Origin of the sequence: Roseibacillus ishigakijimensis (genome assembly GCF_016595415.1) — a bacterium.
GTDB classification, from domain to species: Bacteria; Verrucomicrobiota; Verrucomicrobiia; order Verrucomicrobiales; family Akkermansiaceae; genus Roseibacillus; species Roseibacillus ishigakijimensis.
In genome coordinates this window covers 14,174-36,646 of record NZ_JAENIO010000031.1, presented here as the reverse complement: position 1 = coordinate 36,646, position 22,473 = coordinate 14,174, and the positions used below count along the sequence as shown (strand labels likewise).

The following is a 22,473-nucleotide window of genomic DNA, read 5'->3' as shown; positions in this document are numbered from 1 at the left end:
ACTCTTATGGCCGAAAACCCATCTTCTTCAGGCAACCGTTTTGCCTTCGCGACCGTCACCTCTCTCTTCTTCATGTGGGGGTTCATTAGCTGCATGAACGATCTGCTGATCCCGAAATTCAAAGCCGAGTTCAGCCTTTCCCAATTCCAGGCCAATCTCGTGCAATCCTTCTTTTTCGGAGCCTACTGCCTGGTCTCTCTCGCCTACTTCCTCATCTCGGCCGCCAAAGGGGACCCCATCAATAAAATCGGATACAAGAATGGCCTCATTGTCGGTCTCGTCCTCACTGCCGGGGCTTGTCTGGTCTTTGTTCCGGCGGCCAATGCGGCCTCTTACCCCCTCTTTCTGGTCGCGCTCTGCCTCTTGGGCAGCGGGGTGACCCTGATCCAGATCGCGGCCAATCCCTACATCTCCATTCTGGGGCCGGAGTCCTCCGCTTCCTCGCGCCTCAATCTCTCCCAAGGGCTCAATTCCCTCGGTTACGTGCTCACTCCCCTCATCGGTGGCACGCTCATTTTCCAGAGTGCGGGTGGCAACAGCGGTCTCGACACGGTGAAGACCCCTTACATTGGCCTCGCCGTCATCCTTCTCTCCCTTGCCACCGCCATCAAGTTCATCAAACTGCCCACCTTTCGCCAGGAGGGCACGATTGAGGCCGGGGTCAAGGTCTTCCGTCACAAGCACTTTGCCTGGGGCATGGCGGCCATCTTCCTCTACGTGGGGGCGGAAGTGACCGTGGGCAGCATTCTCGTCAACTATCTCGAGAACATCATGCACTTCACCGAGGAGCAAGGGGTCAAGTATCTCTCCTTCTACTGGGGTGGACTCATGATTGGCCGCCTGATGGGAGCGATTTCCCTCAGCGAACTCGGTGCCGCCAAAAAGTTTCCCATGATGGTGGCGGCGGCCGCGATTTCCGTGCTCGTCATCTTCCTGTCGGCAAAAGGAAAATCCGACCTCACGGTGGGTGAAATCTGGCCCTATCTCGTTACGGTCGCCCTCAGCTTTGTCTTTTTCCGCCTCGGCAATGCTCTACCCGGGCGCATGGTGGGCCTCTTTGCCCTCGTCGCCACCGTGCTTTCCCTCTTGGCGATGACCGCCTCCGGAGAATTCGCCCTCTGGTCCATCGTGGGCATTGGCTTAGCCAATTCCATCATGTGGTCGAATATCTTCACCCTCTCCATCCAGGGCCTCGGCAAGGACACCAGCCAGGGCAGCTCTCTCCTCGTGATGATGATCTGCGGGGGGGCGGTGCTGCCCGCGCTGCAAGGGGGCCTGATGGACGCCTTCGGCGTGCGAGCTTCCCTCTCGGTCGTGCTGATCAGCTATCTCTATCTGGCTTTCTTTGGTTTCGTGGCCTCGAAATTTGGTAAAGAAACAAGGGAACTCCCGACCGCCTGAATCCAGATGCCAAATTCGCCCCAGAACGACTCCCGCTCGGTGATGACCCTCGATGCCGGGGGCACGAGCTTCAAGTTCTCCGCTATGCAGGGGGGGAAGCCCGCCATCGCGTCCTTTTCCCTGCCTTCCAACACCCATGAGCTGACCGCCTGCTTGCAGACTCTCGTGGCAGGCTTTGAGCGCGTGCGTGCTGAACTGGCCACCCCACCCTCCGCCATCAGTTTCGCCTTCCCCGGCCCCTGCGATTACCGCCATGGCATCGTGGGCGATCTGCCCAATCTCCCCTGCTTTCGCGGCGGGGTTCCTTTGGCTCCTTTTCTGGAAAATCACTTCGGCCTGCCTACCTTTCTCAACAACGATGGCGATCTCTTCGTCTACGGCGAGTCCATGGCCGGACTCTTACCCGAGGTCAATGCCCGCCTCGCGCAAGCGGGCAGCCCCAAGCGCTACCGCAACCTCTGCGGAGTCACCTTGGGCACCGGATTCGGCGGCGGCATCGTCATCGACGGCCATCTGTTGCGGGGTGACAACGTCTCCGGCGGAGAGGTCTGGTTGATGCGCAACAAGCTCCACCCCGAGAGCAATGCGGAAGAAGGGGCCTGCATCCGGGCGGTGCAACGAAGCTTCAGCGAAAAATGCGGACTCCCCCTGGCGGAAGCGCCCTCCCCCAAGGACATTGCCGAGCTGGCCCGCCAGAGCGACCATCCCCAGGCAGAAGCGGCTCGTTGGGCTTACCAGCAGCTGGGCGAAGTGGTGGGCGACACCCTGGCCCAACTCGTCACCCTTACCGATGGCCTCGTGGTCATCGGTGGCGGGCTCTCGGGAGCAGCCGATCTCTTTCTCCCGGCCCTCCTGGCAGAGATGAACGGGACCTACCGCTCGCCCGCCGGAGAGGACTTCCCCCGACTGGTGCAAGAAGCCTGCAACCTCGAGGAGGAAGCCAGCTACCAGCACTTTCTGCAGGGCGAAACCCGCGCCATCGCCATCCCCGGCAGCAACGAAACCCTGCCCTACGACCCCTTGCCGCGCAGTGGAATCGGCATCACCCGTCTCGGCACCAGCGAGGCCGTGGCCATTGGGGCCTACGCCTACGCTCTCGATCAACTTTCCTAACACTCATGAAATTACGTTCTCTCTTCACCATCTTCGCGCTCGCCGCGCTCTTTCCCGGACAGGCCGCGGAAAAGACCCCGGCCGATTGGGTCAATCCCCAGATCGACACCGTCAAGCCACGCTTTTTCTACTTCAGCTCCGCCACCCGGCCCTTCGGTCTCGTTAATCTCAGCCCCGATACCCAGACCGATGGCACCTGGGACTCCGGCTACCGCTACAATGACGAGAAAATCCAGTGCTTCAGCCACATCCACGGCTGGCAGATCGCGGGTCTGCCCGTCATGCCCATCACCAGCAGCGGCGATCTCGCTGACTATGCCTCCCGCTTTTCCCATGAGGAAGAAGTGGTGCGGGCCGGGTATCACCAGGTTCTCTTGCAAGACCACGGCATCAATGCCGAGCTCACCTCCACCACCCGGGTCGGCTTCCACCGCTACACCTACCCCGCCGACCAGGAGGCCCGCGTCATCCTCGACCTCGCCCGCAAGCTCATGGATCACGAGATGATTGCCCACGAGGCCTCCGTGCGCGCGGACCAGCAGGCCGTCGAAGGCACCTTCACCATGGGGCCCACGGGCCGCCGCAAAAAGCCCTTCCAAGTCTACTTCGTGGCCGAGTTCAACCACCCCCTCACGCGCCACGGCGACTGGAAGGACGGCAAAGTCGTGGTCGACTTTGGCCAATTGGAAAAACCCCTGCTGATGAAGGTCGGCCTCTCCTACACCGGCCTCGATGGGGCCCGCAAAAATCTCGCCACCGAGCTGCCCCACTGGAATTTCGACCAGATCGTCAGCGAATCCCATGCCGAGTGGAACGAGTGGCTGGGCAAGATCGAGGTCGAGGGTGGCAGCGATGAGCAAAAAACCAAATTTTACACCGATCTCTGGCACGCCCTGCAAGGCCGCCGCATCGTCAGCGACGTCGATCACCGCTATGCCGACAACACCGGAGCCCACACCGTTGTCCGGCAGGGGAGCCGCCCACACCACAACTTCGATGCACTCTGGGGAGCGCAGTGGTCCATCAATGTCCTCTGGCCCCTCGCCTGGCCCGAGCTGATGGACAACTTCGCCAATACCATGATCGACATGTATCACAACGGGGGCCTCATCCCCCGCGGTCCTTCCGGGGGCAATTACACCTACGTCATGATCGGGGATCCGGCCTCCTCCTTCTTCTCCGCCGCCTATCACAAGGGCATCCGCAATTGGGACGAAGAAGCGGCCCTCGCCGGGCTGATGCGCAACGCCTTCCCCGGCGGCATCCGCGATCACGCGGGCTACGAGACCCAGACCTACTCCAATGGCGGCGGCATGGCCTACTACGTCAACCGCGGCTACGTGCCCCTTAAGATTCCCAAATCACAAGGGGGGCACCGCCAGGGCGCGGCCCAAACCCTCGAGTATTCTTACCAGGACTGGTGTCTCTCCCAACTCGCCGATTCCCTCGGGCGAAAGGAAGAAGCCGCCCTCCTCGGCAAGCGAGCCACCAACTATCAAAACGTCTGGGACGGCGAAATCGGCTGGATGCGCCCCCGCAACAAAGACGGCTCTTGGCACGAGCCCTTCTCCCCCATCAACGACAAAGGCTTCACCTCCCCGGGCTTTGTGGAATCCGCTTCCGCCATCTACACCTTCTACATCCCCCACGATTTGCCGGGATTGGCAAAACTCTTTGGCAGCGAGGAAGCCATGGCCGAGCGTCTGGAAAGCAATTTCGAAAAAGCCGCCCCCGTGCGCTTCATCGCCGAGCACGGCAACCACGCCATTTCCTGGGTCGATTACCAGAACCAGCCCGCCACCGGCATGGCCCACGTCTTCAACCACATCGGACAGCCGTGGAAATCGCAATACTGGGTCCGGGAGGTTCTCGCCAAGACCTTCTCCGACACTACTCCCTTCGGCGGTTACAATGGCGACGAAGACCAGGGCCTGATGGGCTCGCTCAGTGCGCTGATGGCGCTGGGACTCTTCGATATGAGCGGAGGAGCGGCCCAGAAGCCCCACTACGACCTCACCGCCCCAGTCTTCAGCAAGATCACCATTCACCTCGATCCCGACTATTACGAAGGCAAGACCTTCGTCATCGAAGCCCCCGAGGCCTCACCCGAGAATGTTTACATCCAGGGAGCCAAGCTCAATGGCCGGGAATGGAATCACTTCCAGTTCCCCCATCGAGCCTTCGCCGCTGGCGGCACCTTGCAACTGCAACTCGGTGATGAACCCAACCAGGAATGGGGATCCGCTCCGAACTGAAAACCCAGAATTCGCACCCTAGCCACCCTTTCCCTCCCTCGGGCGGAAAGGGTGCGCGCCTCACCGCACCCTCCTACTTCAGGTTTACAGGTCGAGCAAGGAAGAAAAAGATATCCCGTGCTCTCTCTGCATCTCCAGTGTATTTACTTTCGAGCGAAGATTATCTTGTTCGCGCCAGACCAAAAACCCGTCTCACCCCCCTCCCTTTTCAACCCATGATCAGTCAGAAACAGAAAAACCAGACCACTCGCTCTGCAGCCCGTTCTCCTCGGCAGAAGGGCTTCTCGCTCATTGTCACCGTCACGATGCTGATCCTACTCAGTCTGCTAGCGGTGGGTTTGTTAAGCCTTTCCAGCGCCACGCTCCGCAGCGCTTCCCATGCCCAGGCGGCGGCGGAAGCACGCGCCAATGCCCGCATGGCTCTGATTGTCGCCTTGGGAGAATTGCAAAAACACGCCGGTCTCGATACTCGGGTGACCGCCCGAGCGGACATTCTCGACAACAATGTGGCCCATCCCCGCTTGACCGGGGTCTGGAGTTCTCGCGAAGTGGATCCCAACTCGCCCCCAACGGCGAATGACTATTCAGCGGCCACGAAGGAGTCCCGCCACTTTCAGTCCTGGCTTGTTTCGGGGGCTCAGGGAGAGGAAGACCGGAGCTATCAGCTTGCGAAAGAGAATTTTGCCAACCCGATCGCCCTCTGGAACCGGGGAACCCTCGGGGCGAATGCCAACAGCGAGGACTTGGTGCAAGCCCAGCGGGTGACCCTCAGCGCACAGAGCAACCAAGCCCCCGCCGGAGCGATGGCCTGGGCCGTCATGGACGAAGGGGTGAAAGCGCGCATCAACAGCCTCTACCAGCCGGAAGCGACCACCGTGGGCGAAAAAGTGGCCCAACTTGGCTCCGGGCAACGGGCCGCCACCGAGTTTATTCCCGGTTTGGAGGGCCTCACCCGCGAGGAATTCCAAATCGATAGTGAAGCCTCTGCCGTGATGGCCAAAGGAATCACCCACAATAACTTCCTCCTTGCCGGGCAACAAATTGGCGGCCTCACCAAGGAAAGTCTGCAAGAGGTTTATCACGATGTCACCATTCACTCCACCGGACTGCTCACCAACACCGCCCGGGGAGGCCTGCGCCAGGATTTCCACCTGATGGCCAACAATGAAACCCTTCCCGGCAACTACGAAGGTCGCGGTGTCTACGAGACCGAGTTTGGCCTCGATGCCCCCTCCGATCCCAAGTGGGACACCCTCCACGAATTCAGCCGACTCTACAAGGACCGCATCCTCGACAACAATGGCACTCCCGTCTTGAAGGCGACCGCTCCCACCGACGAAGGCTGGGAGGCGGCCACGGTAAGCCGCCGCTCGGGCGACCTCCTTGTCAATCGCGAGGCCCCTCCCGGCCCCGTTCTCATGCCCACCCTTGCCAAGGTGCAGATGATCTTCAGCCTCATCGGTCGCGACCTATATAGCTACAGTCTCCGGCGGGGACAGGGCGTGCCGCTGCGCGTTCCCGAAAGCGCGGGTAACATGCACAACCCCCAGGCCGGACATTTCAAAGGCACCAATTACGATTTTGACCTCCACCTCCTCTACACCCCGGTGGTGACCTTGCACAATCCCTACAACGTGGCCTTGGAATTCGAAGAAATGCGCATTGAGTTCATGCACGTTCCCTTTGCCATGCAGGTCTTCCGCAATGGCCAACCCCAGTCCAATGGTCTGGTGCCCTTGGAGACCATGTATGTCGACTACTCCCCCAACACCAAAAAGGTTTTTGGGATGAACTTGAAAACGAAGCGCCGCAACCAGCCCTCCTCCTCCACCTTCACCATGTTGCCCGGCGAAACCATCCTCTTTTCTCCTTACCTCGACCCGTCCCGCACCTACCAGACGGACCTCCGCGACCGGAAGTTCTGGGACATCAATGTAGGCACTGGACTCACCTCCAACATCGACGCTATTCCCGGCTGGCGGGGCGACGGCATCGGCTTCGATTGTGACTGGTTGGCAGGACAACAAGCTATCGACGGAGTCGCCGAAAATGGCCGTTGGCGTTCTTGCTTCGGTCTGGCCGGAGATGACGAAATCCACGTCGAATTCGCGCCTCTGAGCACCCGTTACTCGAACAATAAGTTCACTATCCAGATGCAGGCCCGCCCTGCCGACTCGCGGGCCCAGACCATCGTCAATGCCATTGAGATCGACTATGAACAGCTGGAAGGTTTGCAAAACACCTTGCTGGGAGAAGACGAAACCCTGCGTTTCCCCCAAGAGGGCACCATCCAGGGTCTCGAGCTGGTGGACCATTCCACCACCGCCATCGCCGACATCACCAAGGTCAAGCCTTTTGCCATGCTCAGCTGCCAGGCCAAAACCACCTTCGGTGGCCTTGACGAGAGTGACCTCGACGGCCGCCTCGCCACCAAGCCCTGGTCCTTCGCCCACGGCGTGATTGGAGCCACGACGGCCAAGGTGCTCAGCGAACACCCCGCCAACCACTCGCACGAAGTTGACCTTCAGCTTCTCGAATTCGGGGAAGGCACCACCTCCGCCATCGGCGTGGACGCCCAGGACCGTTCCAACTTCATCACCGGTCATACTCCCGACCTCGGCACCAAGTTCGGAGCTCTCTATGAAGTGCCGCTGGCTCCTCTGCAGGGTTTGGCCGCCCTCAATGGTGCCAATCCCGGCGGTTCCTCGGGTTACCTCCCCCGCTTTGCCCAACCCATCGGCAATTCTTGGGCCCACCCCATGCTGCCGCGCAATGCGATCACTTCCACCGGAGCGGACGGCTCCCCCTTGCTGGACCATTCCTTCCTCCTCAATACCGCCCTCTACGACCAATTCTATTTCTCGGGCTTTGGCAGTCAAGACGGCCCCTTTGGCAGCGGGCTTTCCAGTGAGCAGCTGGCCAAAGACTTCCTCGCAAACCGTCCCACCACGGATCCGCGCCTGAAGTTGCAACTACCTGATAGTCGGGCGGAGGAAGAACTCCTCGATTTGGTGCAAAATCCCGAAGACCCGGAAAACTGGAGCCAGCTTGCCGCTTGGCAAAAAGTGGAAGGAGCCTTCAACATCAACTCCACTTCGGTAGCCGCCTGGAAGGCCATGTTGGCCTCGGTCCACGCGCCCGAAGCCCTCATGAACCTGATCAACCCCAACGATGCCGCCAGCGGAATCACGGAACTGGGCGACACCGCCGACCAGGAAGCGCGCCTGAGCCGCTTCCGCCTGCCGCTGACTCCCTCGCAGGAGCAGGGTGGCCCAGAGCGCATTTCTTACTGGACCGGACCGCGGGAATACAGCGACGAAGAACTCGAATTGCTCGCCGAAGCCATTGTGCAGGAAGTGCGCGAGCGCGGCCCCTTCCTTTCTCTGGCTGAATTCGTCAACCGCCAGCTGGATCAAAGCGACAATTCCCTGCGCGGGGCCTTGCAAGAAGCCATCGACAACTCGGGTCTCAATGAAGATTTGGCCCAAGACGCCGAAGCCGGCTACACCATCGACTCTTCCCGCGTGACCTCCTATCGCTACGAAAATGCCGAAGCGGGAGCGGGAGCCAGCTACCAGGGAGCGCCAGGCTACTTGAGCCAAGCCGATTTGCTCAATGTCCTCGGCAATGCCACCACCGCCCGTTCGGACACTTTCACCATCCGGGGCTATGGAGAATCCCTGAGCCAATCGGGGCAAATCCTCGCCACCGCCACCTGTGAAGCCGTGGTGCAACGGGGCATCGATTGGCTGGACAGCAGCGACCGCGCCGAAGTCCATCCCGATGACCTCACCAGCGAGACCAACCGAAATTTCGGACGCCGTTTCCGCGTAGTGGCCTTCCGCTGGCTGGACTCCGAAGAAGTCTAAAACAGTTCACCCCATAACCACCGACCTAGCCAATTTATGCGATTCCTGATAGCCACCTTCCTTTTCAGCCTGCTCACCCTCAGCGCTTTTGCCCAAGATGAGTCCTCGGCCCTCTCCTGCCGCTTCCTAACGGTGGGAAAGGCCAAGGTCCCCGACTTCTCCCATCCCGGAGCGGACGGTTCTCTCCTCTCCATCGAGGTCTTCAGCAACCGCATGAGCAAGGCCTACGAGTGCCAACCGGTGGACGGACGATTGCGCTTCACGTCTTCTGATGGGGAAAGCCTCTTCGCGGAAGCAGCGGTGCCCGCCAATACCGACAAGGCCATCATTGTGGTGCTGCCCATGCCTGGCGCGAACGGTCCGCAATGGAAGATGAAGGTCATCGCTGACAATGACGAGACCTTCCCGGTGGCGGGGGCTTACGTCCTCAATCTCCACAACGGCCCCATCCGCTTCGCCTTGGGCGAGCACCAGGCAGGCCTCGCCCCCGGCGACGCCCGGGGCTTCAGCCAGCCCGAAAAGCGGGATGATTTCAACATGGCCCCCCTCATCTTCCAATTCCAGAACACCCAGAAAGAATGGCGCACGGGCAAGGAAACCATGCTGAAGTTCACCCCCGGCCTGCGCTACCTCGTCTTTGCCTACGTGGACGCCCGCATCAAGCGCCCCCAGGTGCAAATTATCAAAGTTCTATCCTAACACCCTTCATTTATCCCTCATCACCGACTTCCCGCCCGACGACCATGGCCAGCACGCAGACCTCCAACACCTCCTCCTCCGAAAGCGCCAAACGAATCACCCTTCGCGATATCGGCAAAGAGCTGGGCGTGAGCCACTCCACAGTCTCGCTGGCTCTCAATGACCATCCCCGCATTTCGCAGGCGACCCGCGACCGGGTGAAAAAGGCGGCCAAAAAGATGGGCTACAGTCCCGATCCCATGCTGGCCGCGCTGGCCAGCTACCGGCGCAATCAGCAGACCAAGCCCATCACTGCCTCCCTCGCTTGGATCAATGCCTGGCCCGAGGCTGAGGATCTGCGCGCCCACCATGAGTTCGACCACTACTGGAAAGGTGCTTATGAGGCAGCCAAGCAATTTGGCTATCGGTTGGAGGAATTCCGGCTCGATGGCAAATTCACCCCCCAGCGCCTGCACCAGATTCTAAGCACCCGTGGCATCCGCGGCATTCTCTTGCCGCCCCACCGCCACCAGCCCGACTGGCAGGACTTTCCTTGGGAAAATTATTCCGTGGTGCGCTTTGGCCGCACCCTGCATGCGCCCAGCTGCCACGTGGTGACTTCCGACCAAGTTTCCAACACCATCCTCGCCTTTGTGGCCATGCACAAGCGCGGCTACCAGCGAATCGGTTTCGTTGCTCCCGAGGCCGAGCTCCGCCGCAATGGGATCATTTTCGAACTCGGTTTCATGGGTGGACAACGCATGGTGCCCGACGCGCCCAAGCTGCCCCCCCTCCTGCTCCCTCGCTCCAAGTCAACGGGAGAACGCCGCCAGGCCCTCGTGCAGTGGATCGAAGAACACAAACCCGATGCCATTTTCACCAGCCTCACCGACCTACCTCAAATGCTGCAGGAAAAAGGCTACCGCGTGCCGGAGGACATCGCCCTCGCCGCCACCACCATTCTCGATACCCCCATCGACAGCGGGATCAACCAGCATCCCGAGGAAATCGGTCGGGTCGCCTTTCTGACCCTCAATTCCATGATCAACGAAGGCTCCCGGGGCATCCCAAAAATTTATCGCGAAATCCTCGTGGAGGGCAGCTGGGTCAATGGCACCAGTCTCCCCCCCAAGGGCGAATCGGCGGCCCGATAACCCCTGTTCGCCCGGGGAAAAGCCCCTTCACTCGGCCGCCGCCAGCTCGGCGAAAATCATCTCGCCATTGGCCGTCTCCAAGCGGGAAATGACCACCACATCCTGAGTCGTGCCCAGCCGGGAAGAGGCTTTGTTGACCACAATCATGGTGCCGTCAGCAAGGTAGCCCACCGCTTGATCGGGATCTTTTCCGGCCCGCACCAAGGCCAAACGGACCCGTTGGCCCACGGCCACGCGCGGCTTGAGGGCCCCGACCAGCTCATGCAAGTTGAGCACCGCCACACCTTGCACCTCGGCCAAGCGCGCGAAGTCATCATTCACGGTCAAGATGCGCCCGGCCAAGATCTGGGCAATGCGCACAATCTGCCGCTCGGCATCGTCAAAGGAGGTATTGGCGGGATGCTCGTGCACGGTGAGACGGTATTTCTTTCCAGACTGCATCCGCTCGAGAGCATCAAGAGCGCGCTGGGCCCGCTGCTTCTCGTGAGCCTGCCCGGATTCCAGCAAGGATTGCAAACGATCCAGCACCATGCGGGGCACCACCACCCGGCCAGCGAGGAAGCCGGAATTCATCACCGACTCCAGCCGCCCGTCGAGAACGACTTCGAGGTCAACCACAATCGGGGCTCCCGAAGTGCCATCCTGACGGAAACGGACATAAGGCACCACAAAGGCGAAATCTTCTTTTCCCGATCGCAAGGCGAGAGTGGAGCCGATGAAGCCCATCCCGCCAATGAAGAGCACGTGAAAGCCCAGGGTGATGAGATCGAGTATGTTGTCTGCCAAGTAAGGGGAATCGACCCCGTCCTGGAGTTCGATCAACTTGAACAGCAACTGCTCAACATTGAGTTGGGTGAGCAGCCAGCCACAAAAGACGCCTACCGCGAGGCCGAAAGTGCCGGTGGAGAATTCCCGCAAAGAAACGTCGCGGATCAAGGTTTCCACCCAAATGAGAAGACCCGCGACCACGAGGGCCCCCACGATGGCGAGCTCGAGCGGGAGAAGGTCGCGCTGCACCTCGCTATCGGCCTTGAACTCGACTCCAAAGCCAAAGTGCAAGGCCACCCCGGTCAGAAGGCACAAGATGAGAAAACTCAAGCGGGCCACATTGACCGAAGAAGGCGAGCGGAGAATCTTGAGCGTTTTCATGCGCGAAAAGCAACGAAGGAAGGGTCGAAAGACTTAGGAAGCATCCTGCAGGGGCCAGACGATGCCCTTCTCTCCCCAGGTCTGGGGCTTCGGCCCGGTGGGAAAGAGGTCGGCCACGTCCTTGCTGGTGATGTAGAGAAAGAGACTGAGGAGAACGAGCACGAAGCCACTTTGCACAATTTCCAGCACCCGGATCTGCACGGGCCGCCCGCGAATCTGTTCCCCGATGGCCAGCACGATGTGTCCCCCATCCAGGACCGGCAAGGGCAGCATGTTCATGATGGCGAGATTGATATTGAGCACGACCATGAACCAGAGAATGCGGCGCAGGGCCTCATCAGTGCGGATGAAGCCAAACATGGCATTCCCGATCCCCACCGGACCACTGAGATGCTGAATGCCCACGTTGGAATCCTTGGCTGTGATGGCCTGCAGGGTCGTCAACATGAGCAAGAGGCCTTCCTTGACTTGGTCCACTGGACTAGGGTTGACGAGGGAAAGGTCGTAGGAAGATTGAAAGCGCACGCCTATCATTGGCCGCCCATCCGGATGGGGTTTGCCAGTGACCTTGTCCTGCGGAACGAGGGCCGGCACGGTCAGCACCAGCTCCTCTTCTCCCCGGGCGAGGGTGAGGGAAACTTCTTCGCCCACCTTCTCGGCCAAAAAGTCACTCATCTCCGGCACGCTGTGCACTGGTTTCCCTGCCACGGCCAGGATCCGATCTCCTGCCTGCAGCCCGGCCACAGCCGCCGGGCTCCCCTCGGTGACCTCGGCCACTTCCATGGAATCGGCATAGCTGACTCCGATGCGGCGCATGGCCCGGCGCTGGAACCAGGATGTGTCGTCGACCAAAAAGCCGGCCGTGGTGCTCATCTCGCGGCCATCGCGAACGAAGCGGATATCGACGGTGTTGTGCTTGCTCAGCATGATCTTCTCACTGATACCGTCGAGTCCGCCGATAAAGCGGTTCACCTTCTCCCCATCGATGGAAAGAATGCGATCACCCGGTTGCAGGCCTGCTTTTTCGGCCGGACTCCCTTCCTGCACATAGCCAATCTCCGTGGTGTGAATGGTGTCCGCCGGCTTGCCAAAGACCCAGACCGCGCAAGCGGCAAAGAGGGCGAGGAGAAAGCTGAAAAGAGGTCCAGCGAAGGCCACGATGATTTTATCCAGAGGCGAAATGGGAGGCAGCTGCTTGCGCCGCTCGGAATCTCCCCCTTCGATGACCTCCATGGGAGCCATCTGGGGCAAGGCCACATACCCCCCCATCGGGATGGTGCCGAGGCCATACTCCACCCCGTTGACGGTCTTTTTCCAAATTGGCTTTCCGAACCAGATGTAAAACTTCTCCACTTCCAACCCCCGCCACCGAGCGGCCAGAAAGTGCCCCAGCTCGTGGAAGAAAATCATGAAGTTGAAGAGAAGAACCACCACCACGATGGCGAGCAAGTTGACAAGAAGGTCCATAAGCGTTGAGTGCGACAACAGTGGGCCAGTTCGGGCCTGACCGCAAGGGCGCACGGGGTCTTGCAGGGAAGAAAGGGCGTTTTCCCCGGAATATTTCCACCCGATGGCGACTCCCAGGGACATGCCAAAAAAGGAAACGGTCCCCGAAGGAGCAAAAACGGAAAGCCCGCTGCCGGGCACCCTGGGCCTCTTTGCTCTGCTGGGCCTCTATTTCGCAGCCCAACTTTGGATTCTCCCCGCGATGGGAGTGGCCACTTGACTCCGCCCCGCAAGCTCTCCGGGTGGGAGCACATGAGGTCTTTCCCCTAGCCCGTCGCCGGTCGGCGATCCTGAAAATGAAGTCCCCCCAGAACCAGTGGAAGACCTGCTTCCCGCCCGGGTCGATGATCCTTTTGCCCTCGAATAACATGAGCCGGGGCGCGACCACCGGGAAAGCAACCCGGTCGGCTCTTTTCTCGACCTCATTTCCCGAAAAAAAAACCGCACCCCTGAGGGGCACGGTTTTCAAAAAAATTCTCAGCTGACGACTTTCGCCTGATCAATGACGGAAGTGACGGTGTCCGGTGAAGACCATCGCCAATCCCGCCTCGTCGGCAGCGGCGATCACTTCCTCATCCCGAATCGATCCGCCTGGCTGGATGCAGGCAGTGGCCCCCGCTTCGATTGCGGCGTCCAGTCCATCGGCAAAGGGGAACATGGCATCGGAGGCGATGACACTGCCTTCCAGGGAAAGACCAGCCTGCTCCGCCTTCCACACCGCGATGCGGGAGGAGTCGACCCGGCTCATCTGTCCGGCACCGATTCCCAAAGTGCGATCGGAGCCAGCGAAAACGATGGCATTGGACTTCACGTGCTTGACCACCCGCCAGCCAAAGCGCATCGCGATGAGCTCTTCCTGTGTCGGCGGGCGCTTGCTGACGACCTTGCCCTCGAGATTGTCGAGGCCTTTGACCTCCCAATCGCGGTCCATGACCATGAGACCTCCGGGACAACTGCGCACCACCTGCTTCTTCTTCTCCTCACGGTAGGCAGGCTCGTTCATGTGCATCAGACGCAGATTCTTCTTTTTCTGCAAAATGGCCCGGGCCTCCGGCAGGTAGTCGGGCGCGATGATCACGTCGGTGAAAATCTCGGAAATGACACGGGCCAGGCCTTCGTCAATGGGCCGGTTGCACACGATGACACCGCCAAAGGGTGCCTGCCGGTCGGTCTCGAAGGCTTTACCCCACGCCACCCGCAAATCGTCGTCGTCCTGACCAATACCGCAAGGATTGGTGTGCTTCAGAATCCCCACCGTGGGACGCTTGAAGTCCAGAATCATGTCCGCCGCCGCCTCGATATCGAGAATGTTGGTGTAGCTCAGCTCCTTGCCCTGCAATTGCGAAAAGTAATCGGAAAAATTGCCATACAAGCGCGCGGCCTGATGGGGATTGTCGCCGTAGCGCAGTTCTTGTTCCAGCGGCTCGCAGACCGCGAAGCTGCCCGCTGTGCCTTCGTCGCACTGGCCCAAATAGTTGGCAATGGCGGCATCATACTCATTGGTCCGTCGGAAAACCTTCAAAGCCAACTCTTCGCGCAGACGCAAGCTGGTCTCTCCCTTTTTGGTGACCTCTTCGCCGAGTTTTTCCACTTCAGCCATCTCTTCCAACACGCGATTGTAGTCGGTAGGATCGGTCACCACGGTCACGGCGGCATAGTTTTTGGCCGCACTCCGCAGCATGGATGGGCCCCCGATGTCGATTTTCTCAATCGCTTCTTCCAAAGTGACACCCTCCTTGGCCACGGTCTCCTCAAAGGGATAGAGATTGACCACCACCAAATCGATGGGCGGAATGTTGTGCTTCTTGGCCTGAGCCTGATGTTCGGAAGAATCGCGGCGCTGCAGGAGTCCACCGTGAATCATGGGGTGCAGAGTCTTGAGGCGGCCTTCGAAAAGTTCCGGCTCGCCGGTGTAATCGGAGACCTCGGTGACCTCCAGACCCGCCTCGCGCAGGGCTGAGGCCGTGCCGCCGGTGGAAAGAAGTTCCACTCCGAAATCCTCTGCCAGACGGCGGGCAAATACCACCAAACCAGTCTTGTCCGACACCGAAAGAAGTGCTCGTTGAATAGCCATAACAATGATTGCCGCCGCAACTTGGGCGGCCCCCCGCTTAAGGGCCAAAAGGCCATCGAACAAGCGAAAACCCTATCCCTCTCTCATCACCCCACCCCGTTCCATGCCCTAACCGCAGAGTCGCCGAGGTCATGGAGTGAACGCCGAGGCCGGGGCTCCGTGAGTTGAACTGACCGCAAAGCCGCAAAGACACAAAGCTTCCCAGAGGTGTTTCCTTCCAAAAAAAACTCTGTGAACCTCTGCGTCTCGGTGGCTCTGGGTCAGAAAAATAAAAGCCTCGTAAACTTTGCGTCTTGGCGTCTTAGCGGTTCCCCTCATCCTCCGCCACCGCTGCCCGTGGATAGCGCACTTTCTCCACGATTTCGGCCACCTCTTCAGGAGGAGCCGGCGTGAAGCGGGAGACCACCACCGCGATGACGAAGTTGATCAACATCCCAAGGGTGCCGATGCCTTCTGGCGAAATGCCAAAGAACCACTGTTCCTCGGTGCCCGGACCGAACTTGAAGTAGATGATGTAGCTCATCGTGAAGACGAGACCCACCGCCATTCCCGCAATGGCCCCTTCCTTGGACGTGCGCTTGGTGAAAATTCCCAGAATGATAGCGGGGAAAAAGGAGCTCGCCGCCAACCCGAAGGCGAAGGCCACCACCTGGGCCACAAAGCCGGGCGGATTGATGCCAAAGTAACCGGCAATGACCACCGCCACGGCGGCCGAACCGCGCGCCCAGAGCAGTTCTTTCTTCTCCGGGAGGTCGGGCACGAAGGTCTTTTTGACCAAATCGTGCGCCACCGAGGTCGAAATCACCAAAAGCAAGCCCGCCGCAGTGGAGAGGGCTGCCGCCAGTCCCCCCGCCGCGATAAGCCCAATCACCCAGTTCGGCAGGCCCCCGATCTCAGGATTGGCCAGAACCATAATGTCGCGGTCGATGTAGAGTTCGTTCGTGTTTTCGGTAGCCGCATTGGCCAAGAGGCGTTCTCCGCTGGCCCCCCGCTGGTCAGTGAACTCCGGCAAGACCTTGGCCGAGCCATCGGTCGCGGCAAAGGCGGCTCCACTGCCATCATACTGGATGCGCCCGTCGCCATTTTTATCCAGCCACGCAATGAGGCCCGACTTTTCCCAGTTGCCAAACCACTGGGGCATCTCGGCGTAACTGGCATTGGAAACGGTATTGAGCAAATTGGTGCGCGCAAAAACCGCCACCGCCGGAGCACTGGTGTAGAGAATGGCGATGAACAGGAGCGCCCAGAAGGCCGAGGTTCGCGCCGCACTGGCCTTTTTCACGGTGTAAAAACGCACAATGACATGAGGCAAGCCCGCCGTTCCACACATGAGAGCGGCCGTGATGAAAAAGACATCAATCGTCGCCTTGGAGCCCTCCGTGTATTTGTTGAAACCCAGCTCCGTGCTCAGTCCATCCAGTTTGTCGAGAAGGGAGATATTCTCTCCTACTGCCATCCCGCCAAAGCCCAACTGTGGAATGGGATTTCCCGCCATCATAATGGAGAGGAAAATAGCCGGCACCATGAAGGCGAAAATCAATACGCAATACTGGGCCACCTGAGTGTAAGTGATGCCCTTCATCCCGCCCAAAACGGCATAAAACAGCACAATCACCATCCCCACAATAACCCCTTCTTCCACCTCCAAACCCAAGAAGCGCGAGAAGACCACCCCCACCCCGCGCATCTGGCCCGCCACGTAGGTGAAACTAACGAAGATGGCACAAATCACCGCCACCAGGCGCGCGGTGGGCGAGTAATACCGGTCGGCGATGAAATCCGGCACCGTGAATTTACCGAAACGCCGCAGATATGGAGCCAACAGCAGCGCCAGCAAGACGTAGCCGCCCGTCCATCCCATCAGATAAACCGAGCCATCACGTCCCGCGAAGGAAATGATGCCGGCCATGGAAATGAAGGACGCGGCACTCATCCAATCCGCCGCCGTGGCCATGCCATTGGCCACCGAAGGCACCCCTCCCCCCGCGACATAGAATTCGCCCGTGCTTCCCGCCCGCGACCAAATGGCGATGCCGATGTAGAGGGCAAAGCTCAGTCCCACCAAGGTGTAAGTCCAAAAATCAACACTCATTCTCTTCTCCCTTTCGTGCTCCTAGTGATCCGAGACCGCGCCTCCCTCTTCCTGCCCGCCTTCGCCCAAGAGCTCGCGGTCCAGCTTGTTCATCACCCGCACATAAATCGCGATGAGCAGGACAAAAACGTAAATACTTCCTTGCTGGGCGAACCAGAAGCCGAGCTTGAACCCCGTGCCCGGGATGCGGACCTGGTCCAAGGCATCCACCCACAGAATCCCGCAGCCATAGGAGACCACAAACCAGACCGTCAACAGGCCCGCCAACCACTTCAAATTCGTTCGCCAATAGCGATCCCGTGCCTCCTTGGTAATGACATTGCTCATTTCATCATGAGCACTAACAAGGAAAGCCCGTCTCTGGCAACGCCCTTTCTCGCCACCCGGTTGGGGAAGGCTCTCCACGGCCATTGTCCCGCCCCATGCTTCCCCCCTGTCGATCGGTCATTTGGAAAACCCCCTGCCTTTCGGACGGAACCTGGCTCAGCCGAAGTCAATCGGGTGCCTGTATCGTGCCCGATTGAGTATCTGGTGTAATCCGCTGTTAAGATATTGGCCGCTTTCGGCTTGCCAAAATTGCCCAGCCTGCGGTCGAGAGGAGGAAAAACGAAGAAGGTTCTGGCACCGGAGTAAACATCAGATTGTCGATCAACACCCCCTCGTTTTCAGCATTCAAGGGCTGATAAAACTCAGCCCGGAGGATTCCGGCAGCGGTCCCGGAGAGGGTGAAATTACTGTTCGTCGCACCAGAAGTGCCGACCACTTGGTCGAAATCAACCAAGTTGCCGTCAGTGACAGCGTCATACAGATCGAGCCGCGCACCGTTGGCATTGACACTGTTGGCGATCAGAGAAACCGAGATCATCGGCGTTGAAAAGACGATCACGATCGGATTGCCGATGGTTGGGCGTAAGTTCCCGTTGTCTCCCACCACCCGCAAACCGGTCGAATCCGGTGCAGGAGTGTAGCCCGTGCTGAGACTCGACCACTCCGCGTTCGAGAACGTCGCGCCAAGGCTGCTGTAGAACGTGCCCACATCGGAACCAGCGGTTCCGTCATTGAAGTCGATAATGGTCGCGGCCTTTAACCCCGGAGCTAGCAAGGCCGTAAAAATAGCCGCAGCAACAACATCACGAGTCTGATAATTGATAGATTTCATTGGGTAAGATACCGCTCGCCAAGCTAGAGGATTTATGACCGCTCTGACCAGCTCGTTTTCAGGCAAGAACAACAGATTTCCAGTTTGAGGAAATTCTTGAGATTACGACGGAAACCACGAAAACTCAATAGCTAACTAACAGACTAACGAAGAGCCTGTTGCTCGCTTCTCAAAAAAGAGTTCCCGCGCTCCCCGGCTTCCCTTTGACGGGAAGCTATTCGCTACGCTCCAGGCTCCAGCGGAGCAGAGCTTCCGAGTCGTTGTAGAGATTGGTGGTATTGGTGGCTCCGAGGACGACCACGATACAGAAGCGACCATTGAGTTCACCACTGGAGACGAGACAGCGCCCGGAGGCATTGGTGGTGCCCGTCTTCATCCCGGTGCAGTAGGAGACACGAGTGAGGAGCTTGTTCGTGTTGCTGAGACTCTTGCTCCCTCCTCCGGGACGTGTGAAAGTATAACTCTTGGTGCGCACATAGTCGCGAATGGCAGGATACTGGTAAGCTGCCCGGGCGAGAATGGCGACATCGCGGGCAGTGGAGTATTGCCCGGGTTCCGTGAGTCCGTGGGGATTCTTAAAAAAGGAATTGCGCATGCCCAGGGAAGCCGCTTTCGCATTCATTCGGGCCATAAAGGCCGCTTCGCTCCCGGCGACATCACGGGCCAAGGCCTTGGCGACGTCGTTGCCGCTCTTGACCATGAGAGCTTTCATCAACTGGGCCCGGGTGTAGGTCTCCCCACTGCGGATGTAAATTTTGGACGGTTCGACCATGGTGTCGGAGCTGGCCACGGTCACGGGATCGCTGAGGGGGCCATCCTCCATCACGACGAGGGCAGTGAGCAATTTCTGGGTGGAGGCGACGGCCCGGCGCTCGTCGGCATTCTTGGCAGCGAGGATGCGCCCGGTGACGCCATCCATCACGAGAGCGGCGGGGGCCGAGATTGCGGGGACGGGCTTGCCGGGCAGCAGGTCGCGGGGGGTCTCCGCTACCGGAGCCAGCATAGGATTGGCCGGCCGGGGAGTGGGAGCGGGCAGTGCGGAGGAACTGGCTGCAGGGTAATTGGCGGGGACGGGGGCGCAGGAGCTGCACACCATCAAACTCAACCAGCCGAGTCCGAGAAAAAATCGTCGCATGGGGGCGCACCGTGTCATCACCGGGATGAAACGAAAAGTGCGAAAAGAGTCTTCAGCCGGATTTCCCCAATCTCCCCCGCCCGCTCACGGGCCTCAGGTCTGCCAGACCACGCGGAGACTATCGAGCCGCAAGCGGGATTGGTCGAGAGCACTGAGAATCTCGCCCTGCCATTCCTTGAGGGCGGCAATTTCGGCGGGACTGACCTGGGGATTGCGTTTGGCCAGATCTTCGAGGCGAGCGATGCGGGCCTCCATTTTGCGTTCCGCCTTCTCGCGGGCGATACGGAGAGGCTCGGCGCTTTTCTCGGTGGCGAACTGCCGGGCCTTTTTAAGCAAAGCGGGGAGAATCTTCAGCCGGAAACTCTCCTGGGAGACCAGGCGATGCGGGTCGGCGGGACGCAGAGGAGCCTCGCGAAAGATGTCCTCCTCGTCGCTGCGATCCATCTCGCGATGATCGACCGTGATGGGAATGAGGGTGGGAGCGAAGAAGCGGTCCAGATGAAGGCGGTCGGGAGCCAGGCTCTCCAGCACGAAGCCGCACTGGAGATAGATCCCTTTCCCCCGCCCCGTCTTCCAGTGGGCAAAGCTGGCGTTGCCCAAATCATCGGCGAGGAATTGATCCAAAGCGGTGCGGAAGGTGGGGTGATCGGCGGAAAGGAAGGTCAAATCTTCGCGGAAGAGGGCCTCGGAGCGCTCGAAGGTGACCGCGAGTCCGTCCTCAGGAAGGTCAGCGAAGGTTTCGCTGAGACGTTGGCCGCGCTTGAGAAGGTAATTGCGCTCGGCGAGGTCGTCGACGTCCAGCCCGAGCTGGTCGAAGAGCCGGAGGGCAAAGCTTTCGAAACGGCGATTGCCATCGGCCTCGTCGACGGCTTCCAACAAGTCGTCGGCCCGGTCGCTGGAAGGGGCTCCGAGGGCCAGGAGGCGATCGTGCCCATTGGCCAGCTCTTCGGCGACCTCTTCCCGACGCAGGCGGGTGCGCTGGAGAAAATCCTCGAATTCGTCGGGCCGGGGATCCTGCACAAAGTCCATGAGCTCGGGCAGGAGCTCGGCAGTGAGGGTGGCGGATCCCTTGAGCGGCTTTTCAAAAGCACTCAACCCCTCCGCCAACCAGCGCGTGAGGAGTTCGTAGCTGGTCTCTTGCACGTAGGGGACGTGGATGAAGATGTCGCGCGTCTGCCCGATACGGTCGAGGCGGCCGATGCGCTGCTCGAGGACCTCGGGATTCTGCGGCAAATCAAAGAGCACAAGGTGATGGGCAAATTGAAAATTTCGCCCTTCGCTCCCGATCTCGGAACAAATCAGGATGCGGGCCCCTTCCGGATCGGCAAACCAGGCCGCATTGCGGTCACGCTCGGTAATGCTGAGCTCCTCGTGGAAGAGCGCGGACTCGACATGGATGCGCTCGAGGAGATTTTCCTGAATGCGGATAGCAGCCTCGGGAGTGTGGGTGATGAGGAGAACCTTCTCATCCTCGCCCAACTCGCGCAGCAGATTGGCCAGCCAAAGGGACGCTTTTTGCCCTTTGCCCAAAGGATAAAGCTTCAGCCGACGGGTGGGGAAACCGGTCAACTGGTCGCGAGTATTGCGGAAAAGGACGCGGCCGGTGCCAAAGGAGTCGACCAGCTCGGAGACCAACTGGGACCGGGCCTCCTCCTCGCCCTCTTGCAGAGCCAGGAAGTGCTCTTGGGCGCGGGGCGAGCTTTCCAGAAAGGGCGCGATGGTTGCGGAGTCAGGCAATTGGCCCTCGCTGATGGTCTCGACAACGGCGGCGAGGGGCTCGTAGGAGCGGGCCTCGGCGGCGAATTCCTCCAGGCTGGTGTAGCGGTCGGGATCGAGCAGGCGCAACCGGGCAAAGTGTCCCTCGGGACCGAGCTGCTGGGGAGTGGCGGTGAGCAGAAGAAGGCTGGGCACCACCGCGGCGAGCCCTTCCACCATTTCGTAGGAAGGACTGGCGGCTTCCGGAGTCCACTCGAGATGATGGGCCTCGTCGACAATGAGGAGGTCGAAGTCCGCCGCCCGTGCCTGGGCCGCCCGCTCCGGGGAATCGGCGAGAAACTCGGTGGAGGCGAGGATGAGCTGGCTATCGAGAAAGGGGTTGCCTTCGGGGTCGCCACTCTCGATGGCGGCGGCGCGTTCTTCATCGAAGAGGGCAAAGAGCAGATTGAAGCGCTTGTAGAGCTCCACAAACCACTGGTGCACCAGAGGCTCGGGCACAAGGATGAGGATGCGGCTGGCCCGCCCGGTGAGGCGGAGATGATGGAGAATGAGACAGGCTTCGATGGTCTTTCCCAAGCCCACTTCATCAGCAAGGAGCAAACGGGGAAAGAGGCGATCGGCAGCCTCCGCCACGATGGCGAACTGGTGGGGAATGAGGTCCACCCGCCCACCGAGGAAGCCGCGCGCGGGCGACTGCCGCAAGCGGGTATTCCAACGCAAGGCCCGCTGACGAAAGTCAAAGAGACGGAAATCATCGCAAATTCCGGCCAAGAAACGATCTTCGGGAGAGGAAAAAGTCAGGGTATCAAGGAGGTCCACTTCTTGCAAAACGGTGCCGTCCTCGCAGTGATAATGAGCGAGCCTCTCGGGCGTTTCCTCCACCTTGGCCACGGTGAAGGTCCCCGCGAACTGGTCCTGCACCTCGTCCCCTTCCTTGAAGAGCACCCGCACCAGAGGGGCGGTCTGCAGGGCATAGCGGCGGGTTTCTTCCGCTGCCGGAAAGAGCACCACCACTTGGGCTCCTTCCACTTCCACGATCACGCCCAGACCCAATTTGGGTTCCGAGCGACTCATCCATCTTTGTCCAGGAGCTGGGCGGGTCATTGCGTTCAGGGCGCAAGGGCATGGACCAGCCATCCCGAGATTGCAAACAAAAGAGGGAAGAAAGAGAA

The 22,473-nt window shown here is 59.8% G+C and carries 15 protein-coding genes; 7 read left to right on the top strand and 8 right to left on the bottom strand.

Annotation, left to right across the window (positions count from 1 at the left end; all coding sequences use genetic code 11):
- The first annotated feature begins 6 nt into the window (after positions 1-6).
- The 6 genes from JIN78_RS11950 (at position 7) to JIN78_RS11925 (ending at position 10,470) form a co-directional block, all read left to right on the top strand.
- Positions 7-1,401 (top strand): sugar MFS transporter, encoded by a 1,395-nt coding sequence (locus tag JIN78_RS11950; RefSeq protein ID WP_200392207.1) that lies wholly within the window; start codon positions 7-9, stop codon positions 1,399-1,401.
- Between the two features lie 6 nt (positions 1,402-1,407).
- Positions 1,408-2,514 carry an ROK family protein gene (locus JIN78_RS11945; RefSeq protein WP_200392206.1) on the top strand — a complete coding sequence of 369 codons (1,107 nt, stop codon included), beginning with the start codon at positions 1,408-1,410 and terminating at the stop codon, positions 2,512-2,514.
- A gap of 5 nt (positions 2,515-2,519) precedes the next feature.
- Positions 2,520-4,769, top strand: coding sequence for a GH92 family glycosyl hydrolase (locus tag JIN78_RS11940; protein WP_200392205.1), 2,250 nt, complete (start codon positions 2,520-2,522; stop codon positions 4,767-4,769).
- A gap of 215 nt (positions 4,770-4,984) precedes the next feature.
- A complete protein-coding gene (locus JIN78_RS11935) occupies positions 4,985-8,638 on the top strand; it encodes a hypothetical protein (protein ID WP_200392204.1) in 3,654 nt (1,217 codons plus the stop codon).
- A 36-nt stretch (positions 8,639-8,674) separates the two neighbouring features.
- A complete protein-coding gene (locus tag JIN78_RS11930; RefSeq protein WP_200392203.1) occupies positions 8,675-9,337 on the top strand; it encodes a hypothetical protein in 663 nt (220 codons plus the stop codon).
- A gap of 44 nt (positions 9,338-9,381) precedes the next feature.
- On the top strand, positions 9,382-10,470 hold the full coding sequence (locus tag JIN78_RS11925) for a LacI family DNA-binding transcriptional regulator (protein WP_200392202.1): 1,089 nt from the start codon (positions 9,382-9,384) through the stop codon (positions 10,468-10,470).
- Between the two features lie 27 nt (positions 10,471-10,497).
- On the opposite strand, the gene JIN78_RS11920 is transcribed toward JIN78_RS11925, so the two are convergent.
- Together JIN78_RS11920 and rseP are read right to left on the bottom strand one after the other, a co-directional pair.
- Positions 10,498-11,619 carry a hypothetical protein gene (locus tag JIN78_RS11920; protein WP_200392201.1) on the bottom strand — a complete coding sequence of 374 codons (1,122 nt, stop codon included), beginning with the start codon at positions 11,617-11,619 and terminating at the stop codon, positions 10,498-10,500.
- 33 nt (positions 11,620-11,652) lie between these two features.
- Positions 11,653-13,086 (bottom strand): RIP metalloprotease RseP, encoded by a 1,434-nt coding sequence (gene rseP, locus JIN78_RS11915; RefSeq protein ID WP_200392200.1) that lies wholly within the window; start codon positions 13,084-13,086, stop codon positions 11,653-11,655.
- 121 nt (positions 13,087-13,207) lie between these two features.
- Between rseP and JIN78_RS11910 the strand changes: the two genes are divergently transcribed.
- Complete coding sequence (locus tag JIN78_RS11910; protein WP_200392199.1) at positions 13,208-13,345, top strand: hypothetical protein; 138 nt, start codon at positions 13,208-13,210, stop codon at positions 13,343-13,345.
- A gap of 279 nt (positions 13,346-13,624) precedes the next feature.
- Here JIN78_RS11910 and purH read toward each other — a convergent pair whose 3' ends face one another.
- The 6 genes from purH to JIN78_RS11880 all read right to left on the bottom strand — a co-directional run bounded on the left by purH (position 13,625) and on the right by JIN78_RS11880 (position 22,405).
- Positions 13,625-15,199, bottom strand: a complete 1,575-nt coding sequence (gene purH, locus JIN78_RS11905; protein WP_234037963.1) for a bifunctional phosphoribosylaminoimidazolecarboxamide formyltransferase/IMP cyclohydrolase — start codon at positions 15,197-15,199, stop codon at positions 13,625-13,627.
- Between the two features lie 301 nt (positions 15,200-15,500).
- A complete protein-coding gene (locus JIN78_RS11900; protein WP_200392198.1) occupies positions 15,501-17,291 on the bottom strand; it encodes a sodium:solute symporter family protein in 1,791 nt (596 codons plus the stop codon).
- 21 nt (positions 17,292-17,312) lie between these two features.
- Positions 17,313-17,618, bottom strand: coding sequence for a DUF4212 domain-containing protein (locus JIN78_RS11895; protein ID WP_200392197.1), 306 nt, complete (start codon positions 17,616-17,618; stop codon positions 17,313-17,315).
- A gap of 217 nt (positions 17,619-17,835) precedes the next feature.
- Positions 17,836-18,450: a PEP-CTERM sorting domain-containing protein gene (locus tag JIN78_RS11890; RefSeq protein ID WP_200392196.1), complete on the bottom strand. Its 615-nt coding sequence runs from the start codon at positions 18,448-18,450 to the stop codon at positions 17,836-17,838.
- A 214-nt stretch (positions 18,451-18,664) separates the two neighbouring features.
- Entirely contained in the window at positions 18,665-19,585 is a 921-nt protein-coding gene (locus tag JIN78_RS11885) for a D-alanyl-D-alanine carboxypeptidase family protein (protein WP_200392195.1), read from the bottom strand.
- Between the two features lie 93 nt (positions 19,586-19,678).
- Entirely contained in the window at positions 19,679-22,405 is a 2,727-nt protein-coding gene (locus JIN78_RS11880) for a helicase-related protein (protein ID WP_200392194.1), read from the bottom strand.
- Positions 22,406-22,473 lie beyond the last annotated feature (68 nt).

Excerpts from the sequence above, each read along its gene's own strand:
- JIN78_RS11950 (WP_200392207.1), top strand. The coding sequence starts at position 7 with ATGGCCGAAAACCCATCTTCTTCAGGCAACCGTTTTGCCTTCGCGACC.
- JIN78_RS11945 (WP_200392206.1), top strand. The coding sequence starts at position 1,408 with ATGCCAAATTCGCCCCAGAACGACTCCCGCTCGGTGATGACCCTCGAT.
- JIN78_RS11940 (WP_200392205.1), top strand. The coding sequence starts at position 2,520 with ATGAAATTACGTTCTCTCTTCACCATCTTCGCGCTCGCCGCGCTCTTT.
- JIN78_RS11935 (WP_200392204.1), top strand. The coding sequence starts at position 4,985 with ATGATCAGTCAGAAACAGAAAAACCAGACCACTCGCTCTGCAGCCCGT.
- JIN78_RS11930 (WP_200392203.1), top strand. The coding sequence starts at position 8,675 with ATGCGATTCCTGATAGCCACCTTCCTTTTCAGCCTGCTCACCCTCAGC.
- JIN78_RS11925 (WP_200392202.1), top strand. The coding sequence starts at position 9,382 with ATGGCCAGCACGCAGACCTCCAACACCTCCTCCTCCGAAAGCGCCAAA.
- JIN78_RS11920 (WP_200392201.1), bottom strand. The coding sequence starts at position 11,619 with ATGAAAACGCTCAAGATTCTCCGCTCGCCTTCTTCGGTCAATGTGGCC.
- rseP (WP_200392200.1), bottom strand. The coding sequence starts at position 13,086 with ATGGACCTTCTTGTCAACTTGCTCGCCATCGTGGTGGTGGTTCTTCTC.
- JIN78_RS11910 (WP_200392199.1), top strand. The coding sequence starts at position 13,208 with ATGCCAAAAAAGGAAACGGTCCCCGAAGGAGCAAAAACGGAAAGCCCG.
- purH (WP_234037963.1), bottom strand. The coding sequence starts at position 15,199 with ATGGCTATTCAACGAGCACTTCTTTCGGTGTCGGACAAGACTGGTTTG.
- JIN78_RS11900 (WP_200392198.1), bottom strand. The coding sequence starts at position 17,291 with ATGAGTGTTGATTTTTGGACTTACACCTTGGTGGGACTGAGCTTTGCC.
- JIN78_RS11895 (WP_200392197.1), bottom strand. The coding sequence starts at position 17,618 with ATGAGCAATGTCATTACCAAGGAGGCACGGGATCGCTATTGGCGAACG.
- JIN78_RS11890 (WP_200392196.1), bottom strand. The coding sequence starts at position 18,450 with ATGAAATCTATCAATTATCAGACTCGTGATGTTGTTGCTGCGGCTATT.
- JIN78_RS11885 (WP_200392195.1), bottom strand. The coding sequence starts at position 19,585 with ATGCGACGATTTTTTCTCGGACTCGGCTGGTTGAGTTTGATGGTGTGC.
- JIN78_RS11880 (WP_200392194.1), bottom strand. The coding sequence starts at position 22,405 with ATGACCCGCCCAGCTCCTGGACAAAGATGGATGAGTCGCTCGGAACCC.